This window comes from Croceicoccus pelagius (assembly GCF_001661915.1).
GTDB lineage: Bacteria > Pseudomonadota > Alphaproteobacteria > Sphingomonadales > Sphingomonadaceae > Croceicoccus > Croceicoccus pelagius.
Genome location: NZ_LYWY01000040.1, coordinates 13,545 through 39,522 on the forward strand (window position 1 = coordinate 13,545; position 25,978 = coordinate 39,522).

Here is a 25,978-nt window from a genome sequence, read left to right on the forward strand (position 1 = left end):
GCGGCGTTGGGACCGCGTGGCCCGCCGGCCGCTCTAAAGATGGCGCGCGCAGTGTCAATCGATCTTTGGGTCCAATCGCGCAACTTTCGAAAAAGGTTGGACGATTTCGTGAAGGGATATGTGCCGCCTGCCATTTGGCGACGGCGGCACGGACCCGTAGAGTGCATATATGTCGAACCGAATCCGGCGCCTTCCGTTCCACCGCCTGCCGCGGTGCAGCACCGCAGTGACGGTTCCGGTGCTTGCCCTGATGCTGGCGGCCTGCGCATCGGACCGTCCCACCCCGCCCCGCACTACGACCAGCGCGCCCGCCGCCCGCCCCGTCACCACGGCAGAGGCGCGGATATGCCGGCGTGAACTGGCCGAACAGGGCGCGGATTTCGTGCCGCTGGACGACCTGCTGACAGGCGGCGGGTGTTCCAGCACCAATGCGGTCACGCTGTTCCACCTTGCGGGCGATAATGGCCGTTTCGAAGTGACGAACGCGAAACGCATCGCCTGCCCGCTGTCGCAGACGGTGGCGGCTTGGGCGCGATACGGCGTGGATCGCGCCGCGCGCCAAATGCTGGGCAGCGGGATCGTGCGGATCGAGACGTTCGGATCGTACAACTGCCGCAACGTCGCCGGATCCTCGCGCCGGTCGGCCCATTCCAACGCCAATGCGCTCGACGTATCAGGCTTCGTGCTGGCCGACGGGCGCCGGATCACGGTGAAGGACGATTGGGACGGCGGGACCGAGATGGAGCGCCGTTTTCTCCGTGTCGTGCAGGCCAGCGCCTGCAAGCGGTTCGGCACCGTGCTCGGCCCCGAATACAACGCCGCGCACGAGGATCACTTCCACGTCGAACTGGGCGACGGAAGCTTCTGCCGCTAGGTCAGCAGGGTTCTTCCCACGTCCGCGAATGATCGTCCGACTGGTTGAGCATGACGCAAGGCTCTCGCGTCAGGTCCAGCACCAGATCGGCCGAGGCCAGCGTGATGCGATCCTTTCCCGAGCGGTAAACGGTTGGACTGCTGGCAAGGAGATCGGCCAGTTCAGTGCCCGAAAGGCCCGGCATTGAAAATCCTCCCGTCAGATCGCCGCATGCCTTGCGGATCGCCGCAGCATCGGCGCCGCCGGTCCGTTCCAGCCGTCCATCTTCGGTGTAGCGCGTCGTAACGGTGGCCTCGGCACAGCCGGACAAGGCAAGCCCGGTATCGCCGATCACGACCCTTTCCGCCAATCCGGACAGCCCGATGCCACGGATTCCGCCATTATCCATCTTCATGAAGCTTTCGGCCCGCCATGGCCCTGAAATGTCGTCCATCGTCGGCAATGTCGCGATGCGGACCTCCTCCACTCTCGCCAGCAGGAGTTCACTATCCCCCGCCCGCATAAGAAGCCTTCCGTCGGGCCTGATCTCCATCGTGGGGTTTTTGCGGAAAAAGCCGAAATAGGCGCTATCGCGCTTGTTCTTTTCGGGACCGCAACTCATCGCCGTCTGGCCTTGCGGAGGCGCATCTGCGGGATAATTGAAACGACCGTCCGCAACCTGGCCCGCCGCGCCCGACCAGTTGCACTCAAGCCTGAGGCCCACCCCGCCTTCAAATGCGAAGCTGGCAAAGGCATGGGGTCGCGGATGGACATAGACAGGCGGCTCATAGCCGTCGAACGACAGGACCTGCCAGTCGCCGAGAACCTGCATGACATCGGTAACTGGGATCGGGTCATCCGAGACTGCGACCGGCGTGCCGGCCTGCGATGACGCCGGTGTTTCGGCCGTGCCGCAACCGGTCGCAAAGGCAGCCAGCATCAAGGCCGAGATCATCAACAGCCGCATCGTCGTTTCCCCCGCCCCGTCTTAACCTGGCGCCTGATACTTGTCTCTTGATCGACCGCACCGAGTTAATCGTGCTTGAATAGCGCGCCTGCCCCCGCTACCTCCCCCACGTCATCCGGGGAGTAGCCACCCGCGCTTCATAGCGCGGGCCCGCCGTCGACATACTGGGCCGAGAGGCTCCGGCGCGTGGGGAATGAATTCCGGCGAGACTGCGTGACACCGAACCCCCTGTCCGGCCGGGCGGGGGTGCGGTGTTGCCCATGTCTGCTGCGAATGCCCGGCCCGGAGAATTTTTTATGGAAGCCCTCCTAACCTCCACCGCCGTCGTCGCGCTGGCCGAAATCGGCGACAAGACGATGCTGCTCGCCATGTTGCTGGCCGCGAAATATCGCCAGCCGGTGCCGATCGCGTTCGGAATCCTATTGGCGACGCTGGCCAACCATTTCCTTGCTGCGCTGATCGGCGCGCAGGCGGCAGCATGGTTTGACGGCGATCTGTTCCGCTATCTCGTCGCGGCGGGTTTCGTCGTAATGGGGCTATGGACGCTGATCCCCGACAAGTTCGAGGAAGACGACAAGCCCAGGTCGCGCGGCGGGGCTTTCCTGACAACGCTGGTCGCGTTCTTCCTGGTCGAGATCGGCGACAAGACGCAGGTCGCGACGATTGCGCTGGGCGCGCGGTTCTCCGACGCGGTCATGGTCACCATCGGGACGACGATCGGCATGATGCTGGCCAATGCGCCGGTCCTGTGGCTGGGCGACAGGCTGGCCAACCGGTTGCCGCTGGCGAAGATTCGCATCGCGGCGGCGGCGCTGTTCGTGATAGTCGGCCTGTGGCTGGCCGCGGAAACGGCAGGACTGCTGGGCTGAACCGGATCGGGGCTGAAAGAACAGGGGAATGCCCGCCGCGACTTGGACACAGTGTCGCGACGGGCCCCCACCAGGTCCCAACCGGACCATCTGCGAAATCAGTGCAACCAGTCGCCTATCGATGCTTCGAGGCGCAGGCGAACCGCCTCTGCCGCGTGGCGCGCACCCAGCTTTTCCATCATGTTGCCGCGGTGGATTTCCACCGTGCGCGGGCTGATGTCGAGGTCGCGGGCGATTGCCTTGTTCGAACAGCCTTGGGCCAGCCGGTCCAGCACTTCGCGTTCGCGGTTCGACAGCATCGAAATCCGCGTCCGTGCATCGAGCGACCGCTTGCGGATTTCCACCTGCGTCGCCGCTTCGCGCGCGACGCGTTCGATTGCCAGTTCGAGCGCCGGGGGGTGTAGCGGCTGCGGCAGGTAATCGAACGCGCCCGCGCGCATCGCGGAAACGACGTGATCGATGCAGGGCCGGTCGGCCATGGCAATGATCGGCAGCCACGCGCCCTTTTCGGCCATGGCATCCATCAGTCCCGCGATGCCGCCCGTCGACTGGTCGTCACGGGCAAGGACGATCCCCTTACGCGGCATGTGCGAAGTCAGTTCGAAGACGTCGTCGTAGACTTCGGCGTGATGCCCCATCTCGAACACGGCGCGGGCATATTGCGCCCGATTGCGCGGATCGACGTCAACGATGTGGATGATGCTGCGCTTTGCCATGGGCGCGACAATGCCCCGGAAAACTGCGTAAGTGCCATTAAGGACGATTCCGAAACGGATATATTGAAGTCGTTAACCAGTTGAATCCGCAGCGATCTTCGGAGGAATAGACCCATTTTGGAGCTAGGACACCTGGCCCTTTACCCTAAGAGTCATTCCGCAGTCGTGGTCTTGTCCAGCGAATAGGACGGCAGCGAATGGAACGCGGTGCGCAGCGCCTCGCTCCACCCAGTAGAGATCGACTGGAAGAACGGATCGCTGGCGTGAATGCGCCTCTCATGCAACGGCTCGAAGTTGTCGCGTTCAATCACCATGAGGTCGAGCGGCATACCCACCGACAGGTTTGCCGCGAGCGTCGAATCCATCGACACCATGAGCAGCTTCACCGCATCCACGAAATCCATGTCGCGGTTGTAGGCGCGGATGATGATCGGGCGGCCGTACTTCGTCTCGCCGATCTGGAAGAAAGGCGTGTCCATCGACGCCTCGATGAAGTTGCCTTCGGGGTAGATCAGGAACAGGCGCGGCTCCATCCCCGCGATCTGGCCGGCGACGATGATCGATGCGGTGAACTTGGGCCCGCCCGACATGTGATCGTTCGATTCCTGACGCTTGCGGATGGTTTCGGACAAAAGATCGCCGATCATCGTGGCAACGCGGAACATCGTGGGCGCGCGAAGGATCGATGGTTCGCGGTCTTCGGGTGCCTTGGTGCGTTCTTCCAGCAGGCTGATCACCGCCTGCGTCGTGGCGAGGTTGCCCGCAGTCATCACGGCGATCACCCGCTCGCCCGGTACGGACCAGCTGTGCATCTTGCGAAAGACGGAGATGTTGTCGACGCCCGAATTGGTGCGGGTGTCGCTCATCAGCACCAGCCCCTTGTCCAGCATCATGCCGACGCAATAGGTCAAGAATTTTGCCCCTTCATGGCTTGTCCGCGCAGGTTCGAAGCTGTTCGCTCCACCGCGATTCCGCCTCGCTTAGCGCAAGTGGCGCCTATTGTTCCACTGTCTGCTGCGAAACTTCGAGTTCGACGCTCAGGCTGTCGCCAGATCCGCCGAAGCTGATGCCGGTGATCGGCGCCGCTTCGGAATAGTCCTTGCCCGTCGCGACGCGGACATAGCGGGCATCGGGACTGATCCCGTTCGATATGTCGAACCCGACCCAGCCGAGATCCTTGATGAACGCCTCGGCCCAGGCGTGACCGGCCTCTTGCATGACGCGGTCTTCCATCATCAGGTAGCCCGACACGTACCGCGCCGGAATGCCGAGATGGCGCGCGCAGCCAATGAAGATGTGCGCGTGATCCTGGCACACGCCGTGCCCCGCCTCTGCCGCTTCCTCCGCAGTCGTTTCGCTGGTCGTGCGGCCCGTTTCGTAGCGGACCTTGTCCAGCACCTTGGCGGACAGTTCGTGAAGCATGTCCAGGCGGTCGTCGCTGTCAGCCATGCCGGAAACGATTGCCTTCATGGCAGAGCCCGGCTTCGTCATCTTCGACTGGCCTGCGAAATGCCAGATCGGCAAATGTCCTGCATGGCGACCGATCACGCCGGCGTTGTCGTTGGTATCGACCAGCCCGCGGCATTCGATTTTCACCTGCTGGATGCCGGGTTCGACAGCGACCAGCGTGGTCGTGTTGCAGTTGTGGTCTTCATACTCCAGTTCGCGGTGTGCGCCTTCCATGTTCATCGACCATTCGATGATGGACTGCCCGCTGGTGCTCTTGGGCGTGAGGCGCAGGCGTTGTAGCGCGTGGACGACCGGCTCTTCGAAATCGTACCGGGTGCGATGGGTGATTGCGATGCGCATGGGCAGCTCCGGTCAGTCGGTAAAGCGGTAGTCGGTTTCGACGGCGCGGGCGATGTCGTTGTTGCACGCGATGAAGTCGCTCAGAAACTCGTGCAGCCCCATGTCGATGACGAAATCGATATCCCTGTCCTGCAGCTTGAGATCGGCATTGCGCATGACCTCGTGCGCGCGGACTTCCCCGCCGTATTGTAGCGCCAGGCTATGCAGGTTCGAACGGATCTTCGAATAGCAGAACGACAGCGAGCGCGGGAAACGTCCGTCGAGGATCAGGAAATCGGCAATACCGCGGGCATCGAGTTGCCCTGCATTGAGCCAGCGATAGGCCCGCTCCGCCCCCAGCGAGCGCAGGATGGTTTCCCACTGCACGTTGTCGAGGCTGGACCCCACGTACGACAGCGAGGGCAAGAGAACGTAGTATTTCACGTCGAGGATACGGGCCGTATTGTCGGCACGTTCGATGAAACTGCCGATGCGCGCGAAGTTGTAGATGTCATTGCGCAACATCGACCCGTCCATCGCGCCGCGCACCAGAGTCGATTCGCGCTTCACGGTGTTGATCGCGTCGGCAAGGCCGGACTGGTTGACGGGGCGGGCCAGCAGGTCGTTGAGCTGGAGATAGCTCTCGTTCACCGCCTCCCACAGCTCGCTGGTGATAACGTTACGAGCCGATCGCGCATTGCTGCGCACCGCCCCGATCAGAGAGCGGATCGAGTTGGAGTTTTCGCGATCGCGCAAGATGTGGTTCCACACCTGTATGCCGGTGTAGGTGCCGTGCTGTTCCTGATAGGAATCGCGCATTCCCGCAGTTTCGATGACCGACCGCCATTCCTCTTCGGCAGTAAGGTGGTCGCGGGTAAGTGCCATGCGAAAGCCGGTATCGAGCAGGCGGGCAAGATTCTCCGCCCGCTCAAGATAGCGGAACATCCAGAACACGGCGTTGGCTGAGCGTCCGAGCATCGTCCTTACTCCTCCAGCACCCAGCTGTCTTTCGTGCCGCCGCCCTGGCTGGAGTTAACCACCAGGCTGCCGCGTTTCAGCGCGACGCGGGTGAGGCCGCCGGGGGTAATCTCGATACCGTTGGGGCTCATCAGCACGAAGGGACGCAAGTCGACATGGCGCGGGGCGAGTCCCTTCTTGGTCAGGATCGGAACGGTGGAAAGCGAGAGCGTGGGCTGCGCGATGTAATTATGCGGGTTGGCCTTCAGCTTCTCGGTGAAACTGGCAATCTCTCGCCGCGAGGACGTGGGACCGATCAGCATCCCGTAGCCGCCCGAACCATGCACTTCCTTCACGACCAGATCAGCGATGTTGTCGAGGACGTACTTGAGCGCGTCCTCCTCCATGCAGCGATAAGTCTCCACATTGGGGAGCAACGGTTTCTCGCCCGTATAGAACTCGACGATTTCGGGCATGAAGGAATAGAGTGCCTTGTCATCGGCAATGCCGGTGCCCGGCGCGTTGGCGATCGTGATGCCGCCTGCGCGATAGACGTCCATGATGCCGGGCACGCCCAGCATGGAATCGGCCCGGAACGTAAGCGGATCCAGGAAATCGTCGTCGACTCGGCGATAGAGCACATCGACCGGCGTGAACCCGCGCGTCGTGCGCATCTGCACCCGCCCGCCCATGACGCGAAGGTCCGATGCCTCGACCAGTTCCGCACCCATCTGGTCGGCAAGGAAGGCATGTTCGTAATAGGCCGAATTGTAGATGCCCGGCGTCAGCACCGCGACGACAGGGCGGCCTTCGCAAGCCGGCGGGGCGCAAGCGGCAAGGCTGCGGGCAAGGCGGCGCGGATAGTTCGAAACCGGCGCGACCTTTACCCGCGTGAACAGTTCGGGGAACATCGCCATCATCGTTTCGCGGTTTTCCAGCATGTAGGAAACGCCGCTGGGCGTGCGGGCATTGTCTTCCAGCACGTGAAAGTCGTTGGGGCCGGTGCGAACAAGGTCGATGCCGGTGATGTGGGTATAGACGTTACCGGGCGGGGTGAAACCGCTCATGTGCGGCAGGTATGCCGGATTTCCGCGCAGCAGCCATTCGGGCACTCGGCCCGCCTTGATGATTTCCTGGCGGTGATAAAGGTCGTGAAGGAAGGCGTTGAGCGCCCTCACCCGCTGCTCGATCCCGCGCGACAGGCGGCGCCATTCCTGCGCGGTGACGATGCGGGGCACCGGGTCGAACGGGATCAGCCGTTCCTCGGCATCTTCCTGGCCATAGACGTTGAAGGTGATGCCGGTCTTGCGAAAGAACGCCTCGGCTTCCTGGTGCTTGCGCTTCAGCCCTTGCGGATCCTGCTCGTCATACCAGTCCCTGTACCCTTTGTAGGCAGCGCGTACCCCCCCTTCGGCGTCGATCATCTCGTCGAAATTGTCGGGGCTATGTGCGCTCATGCCTTGTCCGTTTGCTGAGTGTCGGGAATGTCGGGATTGTCGAGCTCGCAGGGCGGATCGGCGAGAACGCCGGCCACCGCCTCGATCGCGGCGGGGTGCCATGCAAAACCCATGTGCGTGCAGCGCACGTGGAGCGCGAGATCGCGCTCACCCGGGCGGCCGCAGGCGCAGTGGCGATGGACGATACCGTCCTGAGCGCTCCACAACGCGACAGTCGGCACAGCGGGCTTGGCCGCGAAATCCTCGCCCACGGGCGGTTCGTCGACCGGGTGGCCGACCAGCCAGTGATAGATGCGCCATGCATTGTTGCCGTGCATGTCGCCGGAGAAGGGCGAGCCCATCGTCACAACCATTTCGACATGATCGGGCAGCCGCTTTGCCACTTCGCGCGCGAATACGCCACCAAGGCTCCACCCCACGAGGGTTATCTTGCGGCCCTCGGCGCGCGACACGCGCTCGATACGGGACAACAAGCGGTCGAAACGGTCCTCGCTCGCTCCCAGGTTCCAGCCTAGGCCCCAGTCCGTCACCGAGTGCCCCGCCTTCTTCAACGCGTCGCGCATAGCGGCCATACGCCACGGGTGCGACCCGAAGCCGGGCAAGAGCATGACCGAGCGCGGGCTGGTCACTTCGGCGATCTTCGGCTTGCCGTGGATCGCGGAATAGAGATGGGGAAAGGCCAGTGAGGCGAATTCGGAGATCAGCAGGCGCGAAGGCGGCGTCGACACGCCATCGGGCTGCGGGCGCGAGGCCAGCGAATGACGACGGCGGAATTCGGCGAGGAGCAGGCTGAAACCGCGGCCCGGCTTCTTCGGCCCCTTTGCCGTGTCCAGAGCGGGGTTCCGACCATCGGGCAGCCGAGCTTCGATCACGGCCTGTGCGCCGTGTTCAGAAACCTTGCTGTCATGCGTGGTTGCCATGGTCATCCCGTCAGTCTTAGCAAAACACTTCGCAGGTGCAAAATGATTGAACTGCAGTTGCGAAATTGCCGCCCTGTCCTCCCAACGCGCCGGATTGGCAGTGGTTTCCGCTTTTCCCGATCAGCCCGCTTCCAATCAACCGGGGCAGTCACCCGTCCGCTTGCTGGTCACGTGCATTTTCATGGCCATGCGGCCGCCCGGCAGATTCGACGACGTCATGTCCATCGCCATGTCCATTTCCGAGCCCGTTTCCGTGCCGGTCCCGCTCATCGTCATCGTGCCGCGGGCATCGTCGTTATCGCAGCTCATCTTGCCGACGAACTTGCCGCCGTCGACCTTGAAGCTGTCTACCGTGCAGCCTTCCTGCTGCGCCTTGGCCAGTTCCTCGAAGCCTTTTTCAGCCTCGTCCGGCGTCAGGCACCGACTGGTGGTGCGCGACAGCGAGGCGACCATCATGTCCTTCATCTGCTTGGCCTGCGCTGCCGGAATGCCGGGAACGTCAAGTTCGACGAGTTCAGCGCTCGACGTGTACTGCCCGGGTTTCGGCCGGACCGCCTTTTTCATCTCGGCCTCGATCTCATCGTTGCTCATGCCTTGGGGCGCGGTCAGCGCGTCTTGCGCTGCTGCATCGGACTGCTCTGCCGGTTCGTCCGAACCGCAGGCGGCCAGCGCAAGCGGCGCAAGGCACAGGACGGCAAGCCTCGACACGGGGCGGATGTTCATTTCGTTTCTCTCCGAAAGACGAGACTGTCTTTGATGCTGAATTTGACCGGGGTGCACGCTAGACCACGCCCCCGCGATTGCAACAGTCGGCAGGTAAAGTCGCGCCAGGGAGAGAGGGAGGAAGGCTGCGCAGCGCCCGATCAGGAAAAACCCGGCCCCGACGTCACGATCGGTTTCTGCTGAAGGAGCAGCGTCTCCGCCTCACGCGAACGCGACATCGAGATCACGTGGTCGACGCCCGCGATGGTCACCGCGATCGTGCCCTGCTCGGTCACTTCGATGAAGCCCTTGTTCTTCAGGTACCAGACGTGGAATTCGAAGTGGTCCTCCGAACAGCCGAGCATTTCCTGCAGCAGCCAGCCGATCACACCCGCGTCGGACGCGTGTTCGCGGCGGCGCTTGTACAGGAATGAAAGGATCTTGGCGTGCGTCTCCGCATCGGAGAGAGCCGACTTCTCGTCAATGGCCAGCTCGTCGCTTTGCGGAAACTCGTACGCCGGACCCGCGCCGCGCTTGTAGGTGCGGTCGTAGGCCGCGCGCTTTTCGGGGTCGCGCAGGACACCATACGCCTCGATCGTTTCTGCAAAGCGGTCCGGATCGGCGGTTGCCGAATTGTCCGGGTGGTACATCTTGGCAAAGTAGTGGTACGCAAGTTCAAGTATTCTTGCGTCGCAATCGGGGTTTACTTTCAGAACCTTGTAGTAATCGGTATATCGGTGCCCATGCTCCATGGCCTGAAAACCCCCTTGGCACCCATCGACGATCGGCGAAAAATCGACGGATGCGCTGCCCCACCAGCCCCGTCAACCACAACGGGAAGCGTTACGCTTAACGCACAGTAATTGTCACTTTATTAAGCCCGTCTGTCAAAGCGCCCTCCGCAGGAATTCGGCGGGTGTGGGCAAGTAAATGACAACACGTTAAAAGCCGGCGACTGCCGCGCCAGCCCGCGATTGAATCCGCGAAGCTTCGCACCCATATTCGCGCCCATGGCAGAACTCGTGATCCGTCGCGGCCTTGAAGAGCCGGATACTTCAGAAGGCTTCGTCCCCCACAAACCGCAGCGCCCCGAAAAATCCATGCCGGGCAAGCGGTTCCAGCTTGTTTCCGAATATCAGCCCGCCGGCGACCAGCCCACCGCCATCGCGGAACTGGTGCAGGCCGCAAAAGAGGACGAGAAGACACAAGTCCTTCTGGGCGTCACGGGTTCGGGCAAAACCTTCACGATGGCCAAGGTGATAGAGGAGATGCAGCGCCCCGCGCTCATCCTTGCGCCGAACAAGATTCTTGCCGCGCAGCTCTATGGCGAATTCAAGAGCTTCTTTCCGAACAACGCCGTCGAATATTTCGTATCCTACTACGATTATTACCAGCCTGAGGCCTACGTCCCCCGGTCCGACACCTATATCGAGAAAGAAAGCTCGGTAAACGAGGCGATCGACCGGATGCGCCACTCCGCCACGCGCGCCCTGCTCGAACGCGACGACGTCATCATCGTCGCCTCTGTCTCGTGCCTCTACGGCATCGGCTCGGTCGAGACGTATTCGGCCATGATCTTCGACATCAAGAAGGATGAGACCGCCGACCAACGCGAGATCATCAGGAAGCTGGTCGCCCTTCAATACAAACGCAACGACGCCGCCTTCGCCCGCGGAAATTTCCGCGTGCGCGGTGACAGTCTGGAAATTTTCCCTTCGCACTATGAAGACATGGCCTGGCGCATCTCGTTCTTCGGAGACGAGATCGAGGAGATCAGCGAGTTCGACCCCCTGACGGGCAAGAAGGGTGCCTCGCTGGACAAGGTCCGCATCTACGCGAACTCGCACTACGTGACCCCCGGCCCGACGATGAAGCAGGCGAGCGAGGCCATACGGTTCGAATTGTCGGAGCGGCTGAAGGAGCTGGAGGCGGAGGGCAAGCTGCTGGAACACCAGCGCCTTGAGCAGCGCACCAATTTCGACCTCGAGATGATCGCCGCCACGGGCAGCTGCGCCGGGATCGAAAACTATTCCCGCTTCCTGACCGGCCGTCTTCCGGGCGAGCCGCCGCCGACCCTGTTCGAATACTTGCCCGACAATGCCCTGCTGTTCGTCGATGAAAGCCACCAGACCGTGCCGCAGATCGGTGCGATGGCGCGGGGCGACCACCGGCGCAAGCTGACGCTGGCCGAATACGGATTCCGCCTGCCCAGCTGCATCGACAACCGCCCGCTGCGGTTCAACGAATGGGACGCGATGCGCCCGCAGACCATCGCCGTATCCGCAACGCCCGGCGGTTGGGAGATGGAGCAGACCGGCGGCGTCTTCGCCGAACAGGTCATCCGGCCCACCGGCCTCATCGACCCGCCGGTCGAGATCAAACCGGTCGAGGACCAGGTCCAGGACTGCATCAACGAATGCAAGGCGACCGCGGCCAAGGGCTACCGCACGCTCGTCACAACGCTGACCAAGCGCATGGCTGAAGACCTGACCGAATTCATGCACGAGGCAGGCGTGCGCGTGCGCTACATGCACAGCGACGTAGAGACGCTGGAACGTATCGAGTTGATCCGTGATCTCCGGCTTGGCGTATATGACGTGCTGGTCGGCATCAACCTGCTACGCGAAGGGCTCGACATTCCCGAATGTGGCCTCGTCTGCATTCTCGATGCCGACAAGGAAGGCTTCCTGCGCAGCGAAACATCCTTGATCCAGACCATCGGCCGTGCCGCACGTAACGTCGACGGGCGGGTGATCCTCTATGCCGACCGCATGACCGGTTCGATGGAGCGCGCGATCGCCGAAACCGACCGCCGCCGCGCCAAGCAGGAGGAATACAACCTCGAACACGGCATCACGCCGCAGACGATCAAGCGCAACATCCACGACATCGTGGCCGACACCGCCAGCAAGGACGGGGTCACGGTCGATACCGGCGATGACGAGCGCAACAATCTCGTCGGGCACAACCTGCGCGCCTATATCGAGGACCTTGAAGCGCGGATGCGCGCCGCGGCCGCCGATCTCGAGTTCGAGGAAGCGGGACGCCTGCGCGACGAGATCCGCCGGCTGGAGAACGAGGAACTGGGCCTGCCCGATGGCGAGAAGAAGGCTCCGATCGTGGGCCGCTCGAACGAAGGCAAGCCGGGCACGCGCAAGACGCGCTATGGCAAAGTCCAGAAGAAGTGGAAGCGTTAAGCCGGTTGCCGCGAATGTAACGGCTTGGCATATCGCGCCGATGCGATTTCATCTGAAACCGGTTTGCACCGCGCCCGCACTGGCTTTGGCCCTTGGCATCCTTGCCGCTCCCGCCGCCGTATCCGCCGCCGACAAGGATGATGAGAAGGCCGCAAAGCCTGTGACCGACTATACGCCGCTTTCTTCGGAAAGGCAGCTTAGCGGTACGTTCGGCGGCCAGCGGATCGACTATACCGCGCGCGTTGCCGAAACCGTCCTCAAGGCCGAAGACGGCACACCCAAGGCCGCGATCGTCACCACCAGCTATGTCGCCAAAGGCAATGACCGCAATCGCCCCGTGACCTTCCTTTTCAACGGCGGGCCGGGTTCGGCCTCGCTCTGGCTGCAGATGGGCGCTTTCGGACCCAAGCGCGTCGACACGCCATCCGATGCCACCGACGACGGCGCACCGCCCTTCCCCATCGTCGACAATCCGGATTCGCTGCTCGACGTAACCGATCTCGTCTTCATCGATCCCGTCGGCACCGGTTTCTCGCACACCATCGGCGAGACCGAGGGCAAGGAATACTGGGGCCTGCAGCAGGATGCGAAGTCGATCGCCGAGGTCATTCGCAAGTGGCTGACCGAGAATGGCCGCTGGAACAGCCCCAAGTATCTGGGCGGCGAAAGCTACGGTACGACCCGCTCGGCCCTTGTCGCGTCGGAACTGGAAAGCGGCTGGAACGACGTTGCACTGAACGGGGTGATCCTGATCTCGTCGATCCTCGACTTCCCTACCGTCTGGGGCGGCGGTGAGGACGGGAACGAACTGACCTACCCGATGTACATCCCCTCGATGGCCGTGACCGCGGCCTATCACGGCAAGCGCACCGGCGGGTCGCCCGCCGAGGTTGCCGAGGAGGCGCGGCAGTGGGCGCTTGGCCCCTACATGACGGCTCTGCTCAAGGGCCAAGACCTGCCCGCCGACGAACGCGCGAAGATCCGCGCGGAAATGTCGCGCCTGACGGGACTTTCGGAAGAGTACATAGAACGGGCGAACCTGCGCGTGACGCCGGGCCGGTTCTACAAGGAACTGCTGCGCGACCGCGGGCAAGTCGTGGGGCGGTTCGATTCCCGCTATCTCGGCGACGATTTCGACGACGCGGGAGAAACGCCCGACAACGATCCCTCGGGCTTCGGCATCGACGGGGCCTATACGGCCGCCGCGAACGACTGGCTGCGCCGGTCGCTCGGCTTTGACACCGAGCGCGACTACGTGCCGCTGGGCGGAGTGACCGAATGGGACTGGCGGCCCGAAGGTGAAGGCAGCGTCGCGCCCTACCTCAACGTCGCGCCCAAGCTGGCGCGGGCAATGCGCGAGAATTCGCAGATGCGCGTATTCGTCGGTCAGGGCTGGTACGATTTCGCAACGCCCTTCTTCGCGGCGGAATATTCCATGAACCGCCCCGGATTCCCGCAGGACCGCATGACGTGGAAGTACTACGACGCGGGTCACATGATGTATCTGCGCGACGAAGACAGGACGAAGCTTTCGCGCGACGTACGGGCGTTCATAAAGGCGCGATAGGGCTACCCCCGCGCGCGGGGCGGTGTTAGCGCATCGCCCCATGATCCGGTCGCTTCCCCGAACCGCCGCGATGGCGGCCATTGTCCTTGCCGCCAGTGCCTGTTCCTCGAACTCCGAACCGGAGGGCGCGCCGAACGAGCCGGTGACCAAGTTCTCCCTGCCGCACCACGACCAGGCGGAGCTGGATGTCGAACGCAAGATCACCGAGGCCATGCCCGGAAAGATCGACCCGCCCGACGCCACCTGGCGCGAAACGAAGTCGGGCGCGATCTATGGCGAGCCGGATCGGAAGCCGCTGATCGAGATGGCCTGCAATGACGGTATGGTCGACGTGACGCGCAACGTCGCGTCCGACGACGGGGCCAAGGCGCTATTCGCCTTCGTCGGCTATCGCGGGATCCTGCGGCTCAAGGTCGAGAACGACGGCGCGGCATGGCACGGCAGCCTGCGCAGCGACGATCCGCTGTGGATCGCGGTGACCGGCGGCCCGTTCTACGCGACCGTCGCGGGCGGCGGCAAAGTGATCTCGCCGGCAAGCTCGATCGCCTCGTCGGTCATTACCGGCTGCAAGCCGGAGGCCGACGCGACGATCAAGGGCGCGGCAGTCGATACCGACGAGACCGCCTGACGCGCGTTAAAGCTTTCCGAACCTTTCCTCGTACCCAGCGGCATCACCCTCGGCGAGGAACTTTGCCTGCGTGCGCCAGTCGTCGCGCGTGATACGGCCCTTGAAGCGGCCCAGCCGCTCGTCGATTTTCTGTACGTCGTCATCGCTCCACGCCGCGATCTGGTCGAAACGCGAAATGCCCATGTCGCCCAGCATGGCGACCAGCTTCGGCCCAAGCCCCTTGATGCGCGAGAGATCGTCCAGCCCTTCGCCGGGGTGATCGGCGGCATCGATCTTCACCGCGGCGGCCACGGCCTGCGCATCGCGCGCATTTCCGGGCATGTGGTCTTCCTCGGCCACCGCAGCCTTTTGCATTTCCTCGTCATGCTCGAGCGCGGCAGCCGCAACCGCGATGCCGACCCCGCCCATGCCTTCGGGCGTCGCGGGCGGTTCGTGTTCGTGAGTGACGCCAGAAGCCGCAGGCGCCGAATCGATCAGCGCCTGATTGCGCTTGGCCGGGCCAACCCCTTCGTCCAGCACGTCGGGACGGTGGCTGCGCACGCGTTCCTTCTTCGGGCGGGCCAGCAGCCACAGCGCGATGATAACGGCCAGGACCGCGACGATCGCGAAGGCCACCCAGTTCGCCTGGATCAGTTCCACCATTTCAGCTTTCCTCTTCTAGTCTTTCCGCCCGGCGAGCGGCGCGCAGATTGACGAGGTTGCGGAACCTCACCCTGCGCGAAAACCAAAGCAACGCCAGCGACAGGACCGCGCCATAGACGATCAGCAACGCGACGAGCAATTCGATCCAGAGCGGCATGTCCGTCTCCCTACCCTGCGTCCGGCGTATCGACCGGCGTCGGCACTTGCGGCGCGATCGAGATGACCGAGAACTCGATACGGCGGTTGGCCGGATCGGTCGGGTCCAGGCCTTCGACCGGCCGGGCCGAGCCGTAACCTTCGGCGCGCAGCGATGCGCGCGGTAGCCCGCGTTCCACCAGCGCATCGCGCACGGCATCGGCGCGTTCGCGGCTGAGGCGCAAGTTCACTTGTGCATCGCCCACGGAATCGGAATGGCCGGCAACCGCGATGATCGATCCGCGGCACGGCTTGAGGGCCTCTGCCACTTCGTCCAGCAGCAGATCGCTATCGTCCTCGATCTTCGCGCTGCTCTGCGCGAAACGGATGACGCGCACGGCAAGCAGTGCTTCGACATCGCGCTGGCAATGATAAGGGCCGGGTTCGACTGTTTCCACGGTTTCGACCGGTGGGCGCGAGCCCTTGGCCCAGTGGACTCCGCCGACACCCCGAACCGCGGCAACGGCGCGGGCAACGCGCCGGCGGGTGTCATCGTCCAGCGTCTCGCCCCCGCTCAATTCCGGGTGCCTTGTCGGCCAGCCCTGATCGGTGCGGAAATCGGCAACGATGCCGGTGCCGCCCTGCCGCTCGATCGCGGCTTTCGCCTCGTTCTCCAGCCGTGCGATCGTGTTCTCGCTCGTCATGTCCGAGGCGATCAGCGCGATCACGACAACGCAGGCTGCGCCAATCAGCACCTTGAGCCACGGGGTAAGCGAGAGAATTGCCTTCATGCGCAAAGTCGATAGCGAAGCTAACCCTCTGGCGGAAGGGCGGCTGTGTCCTTCTTGCCCGCCTGCCGGAAAAGCACACGATCTTCCTCGCCAAAGCCGCGCTTCCAGATGACGTAGCCATAAGTCGCGAGGATGGCCGGAATGCCGATGGCAAGCTCCATCCATTCGGGCAGGTAAGTGAAGGCGAAACCGACGACGACGGCCGGCGCAATCGCCCAGACAAGCGGCCAGCGGAAGTTGTTGATCCGCTCTCCCAGAATGCCCGCGAGCACGCGCGACTTGGTAAAGCTGGCAAAAGCGAGCGCGAGACACAGCGAAATTGCAGCGCCCGCTGCCTGGAACAGTTCGCTGAACCCCAGTTCCTTGATCGCGAAGATCACGCCGACCGTCAGCAGCCCCTGCAGCGTGATCGTCGCGAACGAGATCGCGAGGTTCTTCAGCCGAGCCAGATAGATCAGCGCCGCTTCCGAAACGACCGCGGTCGACGCGACCACTTCCGCCAGCAAGAGGAACGCCAGCGCGCCGTTGCCGTAAATGAACTGCGGCCCGACAAGGCCGAGCACGCCTTCGCCCGGAATGCCCAGCGCCAGCCCGATGCCGGTCTGCGCGGCGATGATCCAGAAACCTGCCTGGCAGACCTGCCGGGCGATCGCGGCATAGTCCTTTTCCTTCAGTTTGCGCACGATGACGGGGCCAAGGATCGGCTCGAAACTGGTCTTCAGCTTTTGCGGCAGGCTCGCCACCTGCACCGCGACGTAATAAATGCCGACTGTCGCCGGACTGACGAAAATACCCAGGATCGCAATGTCGAGGCGGCGTGTCCCCCACTCGATCGCGTCGGCCAGCGCGAGCGGGAAATTGTCGCGAGCAATGGCGGCAAGGTGGATCAGGTGCGGCTTCCATCCGTGCGGCCAGCCGTAACTGCGCAGTAGCGGGATCAGCGCGGTCAGCGCCGCCGCGATGACCGAGAACAGGTACGACAGCGCCAGCCCGCCTTCCTGCGTCGCGGGGATGAAATAGAACACGCCCGCCATGATTGAGAGCGACCACGGCTCCACGATGGAACGGCTGCGCACGGTGGCCGCGATGTTGTATCGGTAGGCGAGCGCAGCCAGCATCACTTCGGTCAGCGCCAGCATGACGATCGCGATGGGTAGATAGAGGTCCCACCCGCTGTTCATCCCGTTGGGGAACATCGGGGCGGGAAACACGAACAGGATCGCGGCAAACAGCGAACTGGTGATCAGCGAGAGCAGCAGTCCGTCGGTGATGACGTGGGTCTCGTCCCGCTTCTCGTTATGCAGCTCCTTGGCAAGCCCGCGCTTGAGGCCCAGCGTCGCGATCTGGCCCGCGATCTCGATGACGATCAGGGCCGAGGCAAAGCGCCCCAGCTGGTCCGCGCCGTAAAGGCGGCCCGCGATGAACAGGAACGGCAGACGCGCGGCAAGACGCAGCAGGAAGCCGAGAAAATTGGTCCTGCCACCCTTGGCAAGAGCGGCAAGATCCTGACCCGGCTGTCCGGAGCCATCCGGCGCGGGCTGGCCACCCGATGCGGGCGGCGCGGGGTTTGTCACCGGGGCTGCTCCGAAATCTCTTCAGGTACTTCCTGCTTCAGCGGGCGGGCCAGCAGCGCATCGACCATTTGCGAGGCGGTGACCTTGCCTTCCAGCAGCGCGCATACCGCGCCGGTGATCGGCATTTCGATGCCCATGTCGTGTGCAATGCCCTGAAGCACGGGCGCGGTATGCGCGCCTTCGGCCACGGTGCGGCGATTGGCCATCAGGCCGACAGGATCCTCACCCTGCCCCAGCGCGGTGCCGAGCGAGAAGTTGCGGCTGGAAGTCGAGGAACAGGTCAGCACCAGATCGCCCAGCCCGCAAAGGCCCGAAAGCGTTTCGGCCTGCGCGCCGCGGGCAAGGCCGAAGCGGAGCATTTCCGCAAATCCGCGCGCAATCAGCGAGGCGCGGGCGTTCTGGCCAAGCTCCATCCCGTCTACCACGCCGCAGGCGATGGCGAGAACGTTCTTCACCGATCCGCCGATCTCGGCCCCGACGATGTCGTCGGAATAATAGGGGCGGAACTCGGTGCGGGCGACGGCTTCGGAAAGACGCTCCCACTGCTCCTCGCCGCCCTCGCAGGCGAGCGTCACGGCGGTCGGCAGACCTGCGGCGACTTCGTGCGCGAACGTCGGACCCGACAGCACGGCAAGCGTGGCGTTCGGGCAAGCGTCGCGCGCGACTTCGGCCATCAGGCGGTTCGTGCCCTTCTCGATCCCCTTGCAGCACAGCACCAGATCGCCCGAAAACTGCGGAAGCCCAGACATGACGCGGTCAAGATGCTGGGCAGGCGTCACGGCCAGCAGCACGTCGAGATTGGCGAAATCGGCAAGATCGCTGCTCGCGCGGATCTTTTCCGACAGATGCGCGCTGGGCAGGTAAGTCGCGTTGCGGTGTTCGTCGTTGATGCCGGTGACGACGTCCTCCTCGAACGCCCAGATCAGGACATCGCGTCCGTCGCTGGCCAGCATCTGCGCAAGGGCGGTGCCCCATGCGCCAGCGCCGATCACGCCGACGGTCGATATCTTGCTCATGCTTTCACTCCTGCTCCGCGTGCGGGTTCGGCATCTGGGTCGAGCGGCCAGCGCGGCCGCGCCGCGACGTCCAGCGGATCGCCACCTTCGGCCACCAGCCCCGCGGCCAGCCGTTCCTGCCCTGCCCATGCGATCATTGCGGCATTATCGGTACAAAGCTTCATCGGCGGTGCAACGAAGCCGAGACCGTTTTCCTCAGCAAGTGCCTCCAGCGCTGTGCGAAGCGACTTGTTCGCCGCGACACCGCCAGCAACGACCAGCGCGCCGACCTCGCCCGCATCGGCCAAGGCGCGTGTCGTGCGGTCGATCACGCAGTCTAGCGCGGCCTGCTGGAAACTGGCAGCGATGTCGGCCTTTTCGTACTGCCCGCTTTCGAAAGCGCGCAGGACCGCGCTTTTCAGTCCCGCGAAGGAGAGATGCGGTTCGGCAGAGCCTTTGAGCGGACGCGGCAGCGGCACGGCTTTCGGGTCGCCTTCTGCTGCCAGCCGCTCGACCGCCGGGCCGCCCGGATAGCCGAGACCCAGGATCTTCGCGGTTTTGTCGAACGCCTCGCCCAGCGCGTCGTCGATCGTCGTCGCCAGCCGCCGGTATTCGCCGACGCCGCGCACTTCCAGAATCTGGCAATGCCCCCCGCTTGCCAGGAGCAACAAATAGGGAAAGGCCAACTCGCGGTCAGCAAGACGCGGGCTCAGCGCATGGCCTTCAAGGTGGTTAATCGCAATCAGCGGCCTGTCGCCCGCCATGGCCAGCGCCTTGCCGGTGACGAGACCGACCATGACCCCGCCGATCAGCCCCGGCCCTGCCGTCGCGGCAATCGCATCGAGATCGGCCAGTTCCATGCCCGCCTCGGCCAGAACCTGTTCCACCATCGGGCCCAGCACTTCGACATGCGCGCGGGCCGCAATTTCGGGCACTACGCCGCCGAACGGGCGATGCGCTTCGTCCTGAGAGGCGATGGCCTGCGCGACGATCGTCCCGTCCGCAGCCACGACCGCAGCCGCGCTTTCGTCGCAGCTGGACTCGATACCGAGCACCAACGGGCGCGAAAACTGTGAAACCTTCGGATTTGTGGCACTCATGGCGGGTTTCCCTGAACGCTTTGCGCCGCTAGCACAACCCGCGATGCCCGACGTCACGCAAAACCCGCTGCCCGCCCCTGAACGCCCGCTTCGCCTCGGCACGCGCCGTTCCCCGCTCGCCATGGCACAGGCCCACGAGGCCCGCGACCGCCTGTGCAAGGCGCACGAGTGGCGCGAGGACGCTGTTGAGATCGTCCCCGTGCTGGCCAGCGGCGACAAGGTGCAGGACCGCCCGCTTGCCGAAATCGGCGGCAAGGCGCTGTGGACCAAGGAACTCGACGGCTGGCTGATCGAGGGGAAGATCGACTTCTCCGTCCACTCGATGAAGGACGTGGAGACGATCCGCCCCGAACAGATCGCGATTGCCGCCCTGCTGCCCCGCGCCGACGTGCGCGACGTGCTTGTGGGCGCAAGTTCGGTTGCCGCGATCCCGCCGGGCGCGCGTGTCGGCACAAGCGCGCCGCGCCGTGCAGCCCAGATGTTGAGCTTGCGCCCCGATCTTACCGTCGTGGGCTTCCGCGGCAATGTCGCGACGCGTCTTGCCAAATTGCAGGCGGGCGAGGCGGATGTGACGCTGCTTGCCGCCGCCGGTCTCGAACGCCTTGGCGAAACGGGTGTCGGCCACCCGCTCGAAGCGGCCGAGTGGTTGCCCGCGCCGGCGCAAGGCGCGATCGGCATCGAATGCCGCGCCGACGACGCTTTCGTTAAGCAGGCGCTGTCCGCCATCGACCATGCGCCGACGCGCGCGCAGATCATGGCCGAACGCGAACTGCTGCTGGCACTGGGCGGCAATTGCCATAGCCCCATCGCGGTGTGGACGCGGGGCGACAGCGAACTGACCATGACCGCACGGCTCTACAGCCCCGACGGATTGGTGAAGGTGGAAGGCGAAGCCACCTTTTCCGCCAACTCCGACGGGGCCAGCGTCCTGGCCCGCCGGCTTCTGGCCGATGCGCCCGAGGCGGTTGCCGTCCACTTCGCAGGCCCTCCGGCTTGAAACCCATCATCACCATCCGTCCCGCGCCCGGCGATGCCCGGACAGTGGCGCTGGCGAGGGAAATGGGCATCGAAGTCGCAAGCCACCCGCTTTTCGCGGTGGAGCCAGTGGCATGGGCCTGCCCCGATGCAGGCGCGTTTGACGCGATCCTGATCGGTAGCGCCAATGTCCTGCGCCACGGCGGTGATTGCCTGTCCGGCCTGACCACACTCCCCGCATGGTGCGTAGGCGAAGCCACTGCCAAGGGTGCGCGCAAAGCGGGTTTTACGGTCGCGGGCAGCGGCACGGGCGGCTTGCAGTCACTTGTCCCGATGGCCGAAGCCGCAGGTCACCGCCGCCTGCTGCGCGTGAGCGGTGAAGCGCACGTCCCGCTCTCCCTGCCAGCGGGGATGAGCGCCGATACCCGCACCGCCTATCGCGTCGCGGCCTACCAGATCCCGCCCGAACTGGCCTGCATGCTGTGCGAACCCTGCGTGGTCCTGCTTCATTCGGGCGAGGCCGCCGCCCATTTCGCGGCCGAAGTCGACCGGCTGGGCATCGCGCGCGGCAATATCGCGCTTGCATGTCTTGCGCCGCGGATCGCGGACAGCGCGGGTTCAGGGTGGATGTGTCTATCCACCGCTCCGCTTACCGACGACGGGGCACTGCTGGCCTTGGCCAGGCAAATGTGCCAAGCCTGAAGCTGAAAAACTAACCAGAGATGTAATGGAAGCGACAACCCCCAACGCGACCTCGATTTCGGATCGTTCCGGCAGCACCAACCGCATGCGCGCGATGGCGACTGCCGTCCTGATCGCGTTCAGCGTCGGCTGCGCGCTCGCCTTATATCTGGCGTGGAGCTACGGTTTGACTTCTTCTGAAGAGGCACCCACCGAAACCGCGCAGACCGCCGCCGCGCTTCCCGGCGATGCCGAACTGGCCGCTGCCGTCCCCACCAGCATCCCGACAACCGCGAACGAGACGACGATGGGCATGCGCCTCGAAGATCTCGAACGCCGCTTGAACCGGCTGGACCTGCAGGCCGAGGCCGCATCGGGCCACGCCGCCCGCGCCGAAGGGCTGCTGGTCGCTTTTGCCGCCCGCCGCCTGATCGAACGCGGCGCGCCGCTCGGCTATCTCGAGAATCAGCTGCAGCTTCGTTTCGGCAATGCCCAGCCGAACGCGGTGCGCACGATCATCAACGGGTCGCGCAATCCGGTCACGCTCGACGCCCTGCGGCTGGAGCTTGAGGAAATCGCCAACGAGGCGGTGAACGAGCCGGACAATGCCACCGGCTGGGAACGCGTGAAAGCGGAAGCCTCGCGCCTGTTCGTGCTACGCAAGTCGAGCGCGCCTTCGCCACAACCGGAACTGCGCGTCGACCGGGCCCGCACCCTGCTGGACGATGGCCGCGTCGAAGCCGCCGCCGCGCTGGTAGAACGCCTGCCCAACCGCGAACGTGTCGAACCGTGGCTGGCCGAGGCCCGCCGCTATACCGCGATGCACGATGCGCTCGACCTGATCGAGACCGCGGCCCTGCTCGAACCACGCCAGCTCATCGACGGTGAAGGACAACCCGTGCGCCAGCGCAGCCCTGCCGCGCCGACGCCGACGCCGTCACCCGAACAGACGGCTGCTGCCGAATAATCAGTCCTGAAGCAGGGCGGGAAGCGCGCCGGATACGCCGCGCGCTTCGTCCATGAAGAAGGTCTTCAAGGGGGCGAACTTCTCGATCGCGCTCATCCCTGCGCGGCGCACCAGGCTTGCCGTCTTTCCGGGGACCCCGAAGATCCAGGTCAACCCGTCAGTCGCCAGTGCCACGCTGAAATCGTCGAGCGCGCGCCAGTCCTGATACCGCTTCAAAAGCTGCGCATCCCCCGGCTCCAACCCCAGCCGCATGCCATCGCCCAGCACTTCGGCCAGTGCCGCCGCATCGCGCAGGCCAAGGTTCAGTCCCTGCCCCGCGATCGGGTGAATGCCGTGCGCCGCATCGCCGACCAGCGCCAGCCGCTCCGCGATGATCGTCGGCGCGTGATGGAAGCCCAGCGGGAAAGACGTGCGCTGACCGTCGAGAGCGATTTCGCCCAGCACGCCGCCCATGCGCTTTTGCGCTTCGGCCACAAAAGCCCGCTCGCCCAGCTTCAGCCAGGCATCGGCTTCCTTCTCGGCCACGGTCCAGACCAGCGCGGTGCGGTGGCGCCCCTGATCGTCGTCAAGCATCGGCAGCAGTGCGAAGGGCCCTGCCGGATAGAAGATTTCCCAAGCGACGTTGCCGTGCGGCTTTTCATGGGTCAGCCCGCAGATCAGCGCGCGGTGGCGATAGTCCCACTTGGCGACCGTCAGTCCAGCCTCTTCACGCGTTGGCGAACGGCGTCCCTCGGCAGCGACCAAAAGGCTGCCCTCGAAACGGGCACCGTCCTCGCGGATGGCGGCGACACCGAATTCGCCGCGTTCGCGTGCGACGATCCGGCTCTTGGGATGGAATGCGATTTCGGTACGTTCCTTCGCCGCTTCAAACAGGGCGATGCGAAGCTGGCGATTGGCGAACATGCGGCCGAGCGACCCTTCGCCCGGTTCGGGGCGGAAGTGCAGTTCGCCCGGCTTCAGCTGGTCCGACACGGCGATCGCGTCGATCGGACAACCGTACTTTTCCAGCCGGTCGGCGATGCCGATGTTGGTGAACAAGTTCCAGCTTGCCGTCGAAATGGCAGAGGCGCGGCCGTCGAAACCTGCGGCCATCTGCGCTTCGGGATCGGCGGCGTCGAGGACGTGGCTGGTAATGCCCAGTTCCGCCAGTGCGAGGGCGAGGCTCATGCCCACCAGTCCGCCGCCAAGGATCACCACGTCGCGCCGTTCCATCTCGATCTCGCCGCTCACCCGATAATCTCCGCCTGCTTGCCGAACCGGCCCTGATCGCGCTGTTCTGGACAGCACCTGTTGCTGCCCCTAAACGCTTCAACCATCAGATGGCGGTGCGGCGCCTGCCATGCAAGCCCCGCCTGCCCGCAAGCGAACCGGACACGATGCCCCGCGCCTTCAATCCCGCATTCCGATACAGCCGCACCATCGCCGCCCTGCTGCTGGCGATACTAGCTGCTTTCGCCGCACTTCCCGCGCTGGCCAACAACATCGAGACGCGGCTTGTCGTCGAAGGGCCGGTCGCGCCGGGTGGGACGGTGACGCTCGCCATCGCGCAGCAGCCCAAGCCCACGTGGCACGGATACTGGCTCAATCCGGGCGATGCCGGTTTTGGCATGGATACGATCTGGACGCTCCCCGAAGGCTGGTCGGTGGGTAGGGCGGAATACCCCGTCCCCGAACCGCTCGTCATCGGCAATTTGATGAATCACGTCTACGAAGGGCCCTACGCCATTCTCGTGCCCCTGACCGTTCCGGCCGATGCGAAAGCGGGCGAGACGATGCAGATCGGTCTCGAAGCCAACTGGCTGGCCTGCACGGACGAGATATGCGTACCCGAAAAAGGCACGTTCACCGCGCAAGTGACCGTCGCCGATGCGGATAGCGAACCGCCGTACGATCCGCAGTTCGACGAATGGCGCGCGCACCTTCCCGCGCCCCTCGCTGAAAAGGGCCGCTATGCCCTTAACGGAGAGACGCTGCGCATCGCGGTTCCGGTCGCGCCCGGCGCGGACGTGACTTCGCCGCATCTGTTTCCGGCCGCCGACGGGTTTGCCAAATACATCGCGCCGCAGAGCTTTTCGCGCAACGGCAACTGGCTGATTGTCGAAACCGGCGCGGACGACGGCGCGGCCTCGGGTGAACCTTACGATGCCGTCCTGCGCCTTGGCGACGGCACCGGCCTTGCCGTCACGCTGGAGGCTGGCGACGTGCCTGCCGCGGGCGAGCCGATAGCGGGCCTTCCCGCATCGGGCGGTGCGCTGCCGGGTCTCGCCTGGTTGCTGGTGCTGGCCTTTGCGGGCGGCGTGATCCTCAACGTCATGCCATGCGTATTCCCGATCCTCAGCCTCAAGGCGATCTCGCTGGCCAAGGCGAACGAACAAGGCGCGCACAAAGATGCGCTGGCCTATACGGCGGGCGTTATGGTCGCGGTCCTGCTGCTGGGCGCGGTGCTGCTGGGCCTGCGCGCGGCGGGCGAGGAAGTGGGCTGGGCCTTCCAGCTTCAGGAACCGGCGACGATCGTGCTGCTGCTGATTCTTGCCTGCGCGATCACCGCCAACCTTGCCGGCCTGTTCGAAATGATGCTGCCCATCGGCCGGTCCAGCCACGGCAGCGGCGCTTTCCTGACAGGGCTTCTCGCCGCCTTCGTCGCGACCCCGTGCACCGGACCGTTCATGGCTGCCGCGATGGGTGCGGCACTGCTGCTCCCCGTGCCCGATGCCTTGCTGCTGTTCGCGGCGCTTGGACTGGGCCTTGCCTTCCCCTTCCTGCTGATCGGCTTCGTTCCCTCGATCCGGCGCCTGCTGCCCAAACCCGGTGCGTGGATGAACACGTTCCGCCGCATCATGGCTGTCCCGATGGGTCTCACCGCGCTGGCGCTCGTCTGGCTGACCTGGCGCATCGGCGGAGAGGCGCTGCTTGCGCTCGGCCTCGTTGCCACCGCGCTTGTCCTGATGCTGTTGTTCGAAACCGGGCGCAGGCAGAAGCTCGGCCTCTATGCCAAGGGCGCGGTCCTTGCCGCATTCGCGCTGGCACTTGTCGCCACCGCGATTGCCGCGTCGATGCAAACCGATGCCCCGGCGGTCGAGGACGAGCTTGGCGCGACCGAATACAGCGAGGCCGCGCTCGCCGAGGCGCGGGCCAGCGGCAAGCCGGTTTTCGCCTATTTCACTGCCGACTGGTGCGTGACCTGCAAGGTGAACGAGGCGACCGCCATCAACCGCGAGGATACGAAACTGGCCTTCGAAAAGGCTGGTGTCGTCGTGATCCGCGGCGACTGGACGCGGCGCGATGCGACGATCACGCGCTATCTGGAAAGCCAGGGCGCGGCGGGTGTGCCGCTATACGTTTGGTACGCGCCGGGCAGGGATGGCGAAGTCCTACCGCAGATCCTGACCGTCGATGCACTGACCTCGCTGGCATCCGGCGATTAGATGCAAGACTATCATTTGTCATAATGGCGGGAACCCGATCGGACCCGCGCGGTTCTCGCTATGGATAAGCGG

25 protein-coding genes and 1 riboswitch are annotated in these 25,978 nt (G+C 64.4%); of the genes, 9 read left to right on the forward strand and 16 right to left on the reverse strand.

All coding sequences use genetic code 11. The annotated features are described in order from the left end of the window. The first annotated feature begins 169 nt into the window (after positions 1-169). On the forward strand, positions 170-874 hold the full coding sequence (locus tag A9D15_RS14305; RefSeq protein ID WP_082924513.1) for an extensin-like domain-containing protein: 705 nt from the start codon (positions 170-172) through the stop codon (positions 872-874). A gap of 1 nt (position 875) precedes the next feature. Here A9D15_RS14305 and A9D15_RS14310 read toward each other — a convergent pair whose 3' ends face one another. Beyond that, positions 876-1,820, reverse strand: coding sequence for an META domain-containing protein (locus A9D15_RS14310; protein WP_066766205.1), 945 nt, complete (start codon positions 1,818-1,820; stop codon positions 876-878). A 104-nt stretch (positions 1,821-1,924) separates the two neighbouring features. Continuing rightward, positions 1,925-2,099, forward strand: a riboswitch (yybP-ykoY riboswitch). 17 nt (positions 2,100-2,116) lie between these two features. Here A9D15_RS14310 and A9D15_RS14315 point away from each other — a divergent pair. Continuing rightward, on the forward strand, positions 2,117-2,689 hold the full coding sequence (locus A9D15_RS14315) for a TMEM165/GDT1 family protein (RefSeq protein WP_066766207.1): 573 nt from the start codon (positions 2,117-2,119) through the stop codon (positions 2,687-2,689). A 98-nt stretch (positions 2,690-2,787) separates the two neighbouring features. Here A9D15_RS14315 and A9D15_RS14320 read toward each other — a convergent pair whose 3' ends face one another. The 8 genes from A9D15_RS14320 to A9D15_RS14355 all read right to left on the reverse strand — a co-directional run bounded on the left by A9D15_RS14320 (position 2,788) and on the right by A9D15_RS14355 (position 9,981). Further along, positions 2,788-3,405: a response regulator transcription factor gene (locus A9D15_RS14320; protein WP_066766209.1), complete on the reverse strand. Its 618-nt coding sequence runs from the start codon at positions 3,403-3,405 to the stop codon at positions 2,788-2,790. A gap of 152 nt (positions 3,406-3,557) precedes the next feature. Continuing rightward, complete coding sequence (locus A9D15_RS14325; RefSeq protein WP_066766211.1) at positions 3,558-4,316, reverse strand: proteasome-type protease; 759 nt, start codon at positions 4,314-4,316, stop codon at positions 3,558-3,560. 85 nt (positions 4,317-4,401) lie between these two features. Then, positions 4,402-5,214: a transglutaminase family protein gene (locus A9D15_RS14330; RefSeq protein WP_066766213.1), complete on the reverse strand. Its 813-nt coding sequence runs from the start codon at positions 5,212-5,214 to the stop codon at positions 4,402-4,404. 12 nt (positions 5,215-5,226) lie between these two features. After that, positions 5,227-6,171: an alpha-E domain-containing protein gene (locus A9D15_RS14335; protein ID WP_066766215.1), complete on the reverse strand. Its 945-nt coding sequence runs from the start codon at positions 6,169-6,171 to the stop codon at positions 5,227-5,229. A 5-nt stretch (positions 6,172-6,176) separates the two neighbouring features. Continuing rightward, the gene (locus A9D15_RS14340; protein ID WP_066766216.1) at positions 6,177-7,607 is read right to left on the reverse strand and encodes a circularly permuted type 2 ATP-grasp protein; all 1,431 of its coding nucleotides are present in this window, start codon (positions 7,605-7,607) and stop codon (positions 6,177-6,179) included. Continuing rightward, complete coding sequence (locus tag A9D15_RS14345) at positions 7,604-8,533, reverse strand: alpha/beta hydrolase family protein (RefSeq protein ID WP_244881985.1); 930 nt, start codon at positions 8,531-8,533, stop codon at positions 7,604-7,606. Before A9D15_RS14345 ends, A9D15_RS14340 begins: the two co-directional genes overlap by 4 nt. 129 nt (positions 8,534-8,662) lie before the next feature. Next, positions 8,663-9,250 (reverse strand): DUF3617 domain-containing protein, encoded by a 588-nt coding sequence (locus A9D15_RS14350; protein WP_066766218.1) that lies wholly within the window; start codon positions 9,248-9,250, stop codon positions 8,663-8,665. 140 nt (positions 9,251-9,390) lie between these two features. After that, positions 9,391-9,981, reverse strand: a complete 591-nt coding sequence (locus A9D15_RS14355) for a DnaJ domain-containing protein (protein ID WP_066766220.1) — start codon at positions 9,979-9,981, stop codon at positions 9,391-9,393. Positions 9,982-10,239: 258 nt separating this feature from the next. Between A9D15_RS14355 and uvrB the strand changes: the two genes are divergently transcribed. The 3 genes from uvrB to A9D15_RS14370 are packed head-to-tail and all read left to right on the forward strand — an operon-like array spanning position 10,240 to position 14,621. After that, complete coding sequence (gene uvrB, locus A9D15_RS14360) at positions 10,240-12,426, forward strand: excinuclease ABC subunit UvrB (protein ID WP_066766223.1); 2,187 nt, start codon at positions 10,240-10,242, stop codon at positions 12,424-12,426. Positions 12,427-12,466: 40 nt separating this feature from the next. Then, a complete protein-coding gene (locus A9D15_RS14365) occupies positions 12,467-13,993 on the forward strand; it encodes a S10 family peptidase (RefSeq protein WP_066766227.1) in 1,527 nt (508 codons plus the stop codon). Positions 13,994-14,033: 40 nt separating this feature from the next. After that, positions 14,034-14,621 carry a hypothetical protein gene (locus A9D15_RS14370; protein WP_066766229.1) on the forward strand — a complete coding sequence of 196 codons (588 nt, stop codon included), beginning with the start codon at positions 14,034-14,036 and terminating at the stop codon, positions 14,619-14,621. 6 nt (positions 14,622-14,627) lie between these two features. On the opposite strand, the gene A9D15_RS14375 is transcribed toward A9D15_RS14370, so the two are convergent. The 6 genes from A9D15_RS14375 to tsaD are packed head-to-tail and all read right to left on the reverse strand — an operon-like array spanning position 14,628 to position 19,858. Next, the gene (locus A9D15_RS14375; protein WP_066766230.1) at positions 14,628-15,263 is read right to left on the reverse strand and encodes a hypothetical protein; all 636 of its coding nucleotides are present in this window, start codon (positions 15,261-15,263) and stop codon (positions 14,628-14,630) included. A 1-nt stretch (position 15,264) separates the two neighbouring features. Then, positions 15,265-15,420 carry a hypothetical protein gene (locus A9D15_RS16640; protein ID WP_156521806.1) on the reverse strand — a complete coding sequence of 52 codons (156 nt, stop codon included), beginning with the start codon at positions 15,418-15,420 and terminating at the stop codon, positions 15,265-15,267. Positions 15,421-15,430: 10 nt separating this feature from the next. Further along, a complete protein-coding gene (locus A9D15_RS14380) occupies positions 15,431-16,189 on the reverse strand; it encodes an OmpA family protein (RefSeq protein WP_066766231.1) in 759 nt (252 codons plus the stop codon). A 20-nt stretch (positions 16,190-16,209) separates the two neighbouring features. Beyond that, positions 16,210-17,763 carry a lipopolysaccharide biosynthesis protein gene (locus tag A9D15_RS14385; protein ID WP_066766233.1) on the reverse strand — a complete coding sequence of 518 codons (1,554 nt, stop codon included), beginning with the start codon at positions 17,761-17,763 and terminating at the stop codon, positions 16,210-16,212. Continuing rightward, complete coding sequence (locus A9D15_RS14390; RefSeq protein WP_066766235.1) at positions 17,760-18,779, reverse strand: NAD(P)H-dependent glycerol-3-phosphate dehydrogenase; 1,020 nt, start codon at positions 18,777-18,779, stop codon at positions 17,760-17,762. Before A9D15_RS14390 ends, A9D15_RS14385 begins: the two co-directional genes overlap by 4 nt. Beyond that, complete coding sequence (gene tsaD, locus A9D15_RS14395) at positions 18,776-19,858, reverse strand: tRNA (adenosine(37)-N6)-threonylcarbamoyltransferase complex transferase subunit TsaD (protein WP_066766236.1); 1,083 nt, start codon at positions 19,856-19,858, stop codon at positions 18,776-18,778. The genes A9D15_RS14390 and tsaD overlap by 4 nt, the downstream gene beginning before the upstream one ends. 43 nt (positions 19,859-19,901) lie before the next feature. Between tsaD and hemC the strand changes: the two genes are divergently transcribed. Genes hemC through A9D15_RS14410 form a run of 3 tightly spaced genes read left to right on the forward strand, consistent with a single transcriptional unit; the run spans position 19,902 to position 22,481 of the window. After that, positions 19,902-20,855 (forward strand): hydroxymethylbilane synthase, encoded by a 954-nt coding sequence (gene hemC, locus A9D15_RS14400; protein ID WP_082924514.1) that lies wholly within the window; start codon positions 19,902-19,904, stop codon positions 20,853-20,855. Further along, a complete protein-coding gene (locus tag A9D15_RS14405) occupies positions 20,852-21,535 on the forward strand; it encodes a uroporphyrinogen-III synthase (RefSeq protein ID WP_066766238.1) in 684 nt (227 codons plus the stop codon). Before hemC ends, A9D15_RS14405 begins: the two co-directional genes overlap by 4 nt. Before the next feature lie 25 nt (positions 21,536-21,560). After that, the gene (locus tag A9D15_RS14410; protein WP_066766240.1) at positions 21,561-22,481 is read left to right on the forward strand and encodes a hypothetical protein; all 921 of its coding nucleotides are present in this window, start codon (positions 21,561-21,563) and stop codon (positions 22,479-22,481) included. Here A9D15_RS14410 and A9D15_RS14415 read toward each other — a convergent pair whose 3' ends face one another. After that, entirely contained in the window at positions 22,482-23,693 is a 1,212-nt protein-coding gene (locus tag A9D15_RS14415; RefSeq protein ID WP_066766916.1) for a UbiH/UbiF/VisC/COQ6 family ubiquinone biosynthesis hydroxylase, read from the reverse strand. It lies immediately after the preceding gene. Positions 23,694-23,857: 164 nt separating this feature from the next. On the opposite strand from A9D15_RS14415, the gene A9D15_RS14420 reads away from it, so the two are divergent. Next, positions 23,858-25,906: a protein-disulfide reductase DsbD family protein gene (locus A9D15_RS14420; RefSeq protein ID WP_066766919.1), complete on the forward strand. Its 2,049-nt coding sequence runs from the start codon at positions 23,858-23,860 to the stop codon at positions 25,904-25,906. Positions 25,907-25,978: the final 72 nt, after the last annotated feature.

Excerpts from the sequence above, each read along its gene's own strand:
- A9D15_RS14350 (WP_066766218.1), bottom strand. The coding sequence starts at position 9,250 with ATGAACATCCGCCCCGTGTCGAGGCTTGCCGTCCTGTGCCTTGCGCCG.
- A9D15_RS14390 (WP_066766235.1), bottom strand. The coding sequence starts at position 18,779 with ATGAGCAAGATATCGACCGTCGGCGTGATCGGCGCTGGCGCATGGGGC.
- A9D15_RS14420 (WP_066766919.1), top strand. The coding sequence starts at position 23,858 with ATGCCCCGCGCCTTCAATCCCGCATTCCGATACAGCCGCACCATCGCC.
- A9D15_RS14355 (WP_066766220.1), bottom strand. The coding sequence starts at position 9,981 with ATGGAGCATGGGCACCGATATACCGATTACTACAAGGTTCTGAAAGTA.
- A9D15_RS14375 (WP_066766230.1), bottom strand. The coding sequence starts at position 15,263 with ATGGTGGAACTGATCCAGGCGAACTGGGTGGCCTTCGCGATCGTCGCG.
- A9D15_RS14365 (WP_066766227.1), top strand. The coding sequence starts at position 12,467 with ATGCGATTTCATCTGAAACCGGTTTGCACCGCGCCCGCACTGGCTTTG.
- tsaD (WP_066766236.1), bottom strand. The coding sequence starts at position 19,858 with ATGAGTGCCACAAATCCGAAGGTTTCACAGTTTTCGCGCCCGTTGGTG.
- A9D15_RS16640 (WP_156521806.1), bottom strand. The coding sequence starts at position 15,420 with ATGCCGCTCTGGATCGAATTGCTCGTCGCGTTGCTGATCGTCTATGGC.
- A9D15_RS14310 (WP_066766205.1), bottom strand. The coding sequence starts at position 1,820 with ATGCGGCTGTTGATGATCTCGGCCTTGATGCTGGCTGCCTTTGCGACC.
- A9D15_RS14370 (WP_066766229.1), top strand. The coding sequence starts at position 14,034 with ATGATCCGGTCGCTTCCCCGAACCGCCGCGATGGCGGCCATTGTCCTT.
- A9D15_RS14330 (WP_066766213.1), bottom strand. The coding sequence starts at position 5,214 with ATGCGCATCGCAATCACCCATCGCACCCGGTACGATTTCGAAGAGCCG.
- A9D15_RS14415 (WP_066766916.1), bottom strand. The coding sequence starts at position 23,693 with ATGGAACGGCGCGACGTGGTGATCCTTGGCGGCGGACTGGTGGGCATG.
- A9D15_RS14315 (WP_066766207.1), top strand. The coding sequence starts at position 2,117 with ATGGAAGCCCTCCTAACCTCCACCGCCGTCGTCGCGCTGGCCGAAATC.
- hemC (WP_082924514.1), top strand. The coding sequence starts at position 19,902 with ATGCCCGACGTCACGCAAAACCCGCTGCCCGCCCCTGAACGCCCGCTT.
- A9D15_RS14340 (WP_066766216.1), bottom strand. The coding sequence starts at position 7,607 with ATGAGCGCACATAGCCCCGACAATTTCGACGAGATGATCGACGCCGAA.
- A9D15_RS14335 (WP_066766215.1), bottom strand. The coding sequence starts at position 6,171 with ATGCTCGGACGCTCAGCCAACGCCGTGTTCTGGATGTTCCGCTATCTT.
- A9D15_RS14345 (WP_244881985.1), bottom strand. The coding sequence starts at position 8,533 with ATGACCATGGCAACCACGCATGACAGCAAGGTTTCTGAACACGGCGCA.
- A9D15_RS14410 (WP_066766240.1), top strand. The coding sequence starts at position 21,561 with ATGGAAGCGACAACCCCCAACGCGACCTCGATTTCGGATCGTTCCGGC.
- A9D15_RS14305 (WP_082924513.1), top strand. The coding sequence starts at position 170 with ATGTCGAACCGAATCCGGCGCCTTCCGTTCCACCGCCTGCCGCGGTGC.
- uvrB (WP_066766223.1), top strand. The coding sequence starts at position 10,240 with ATGGCAGAACTCGTGATCCGTCGCGGCCTTGAAGAGCCGGATACTTCA.
- A9D15_RS14320 (WP_066766209.1), bottom strand. The coding sequence starts at position 3,405 with ATGGCAAAGCGCAGCATCATCCACATCGTTGACGTCGATCCGCGCAAT.
- A9D15_RS14380 (WP_066766231.1), bottom strand. The coding sequence starts at position 16,189 with ATGAAGGCAATTCTCTCGCTTACCCCGTGGCTCAAGGTGCTGATTGGC.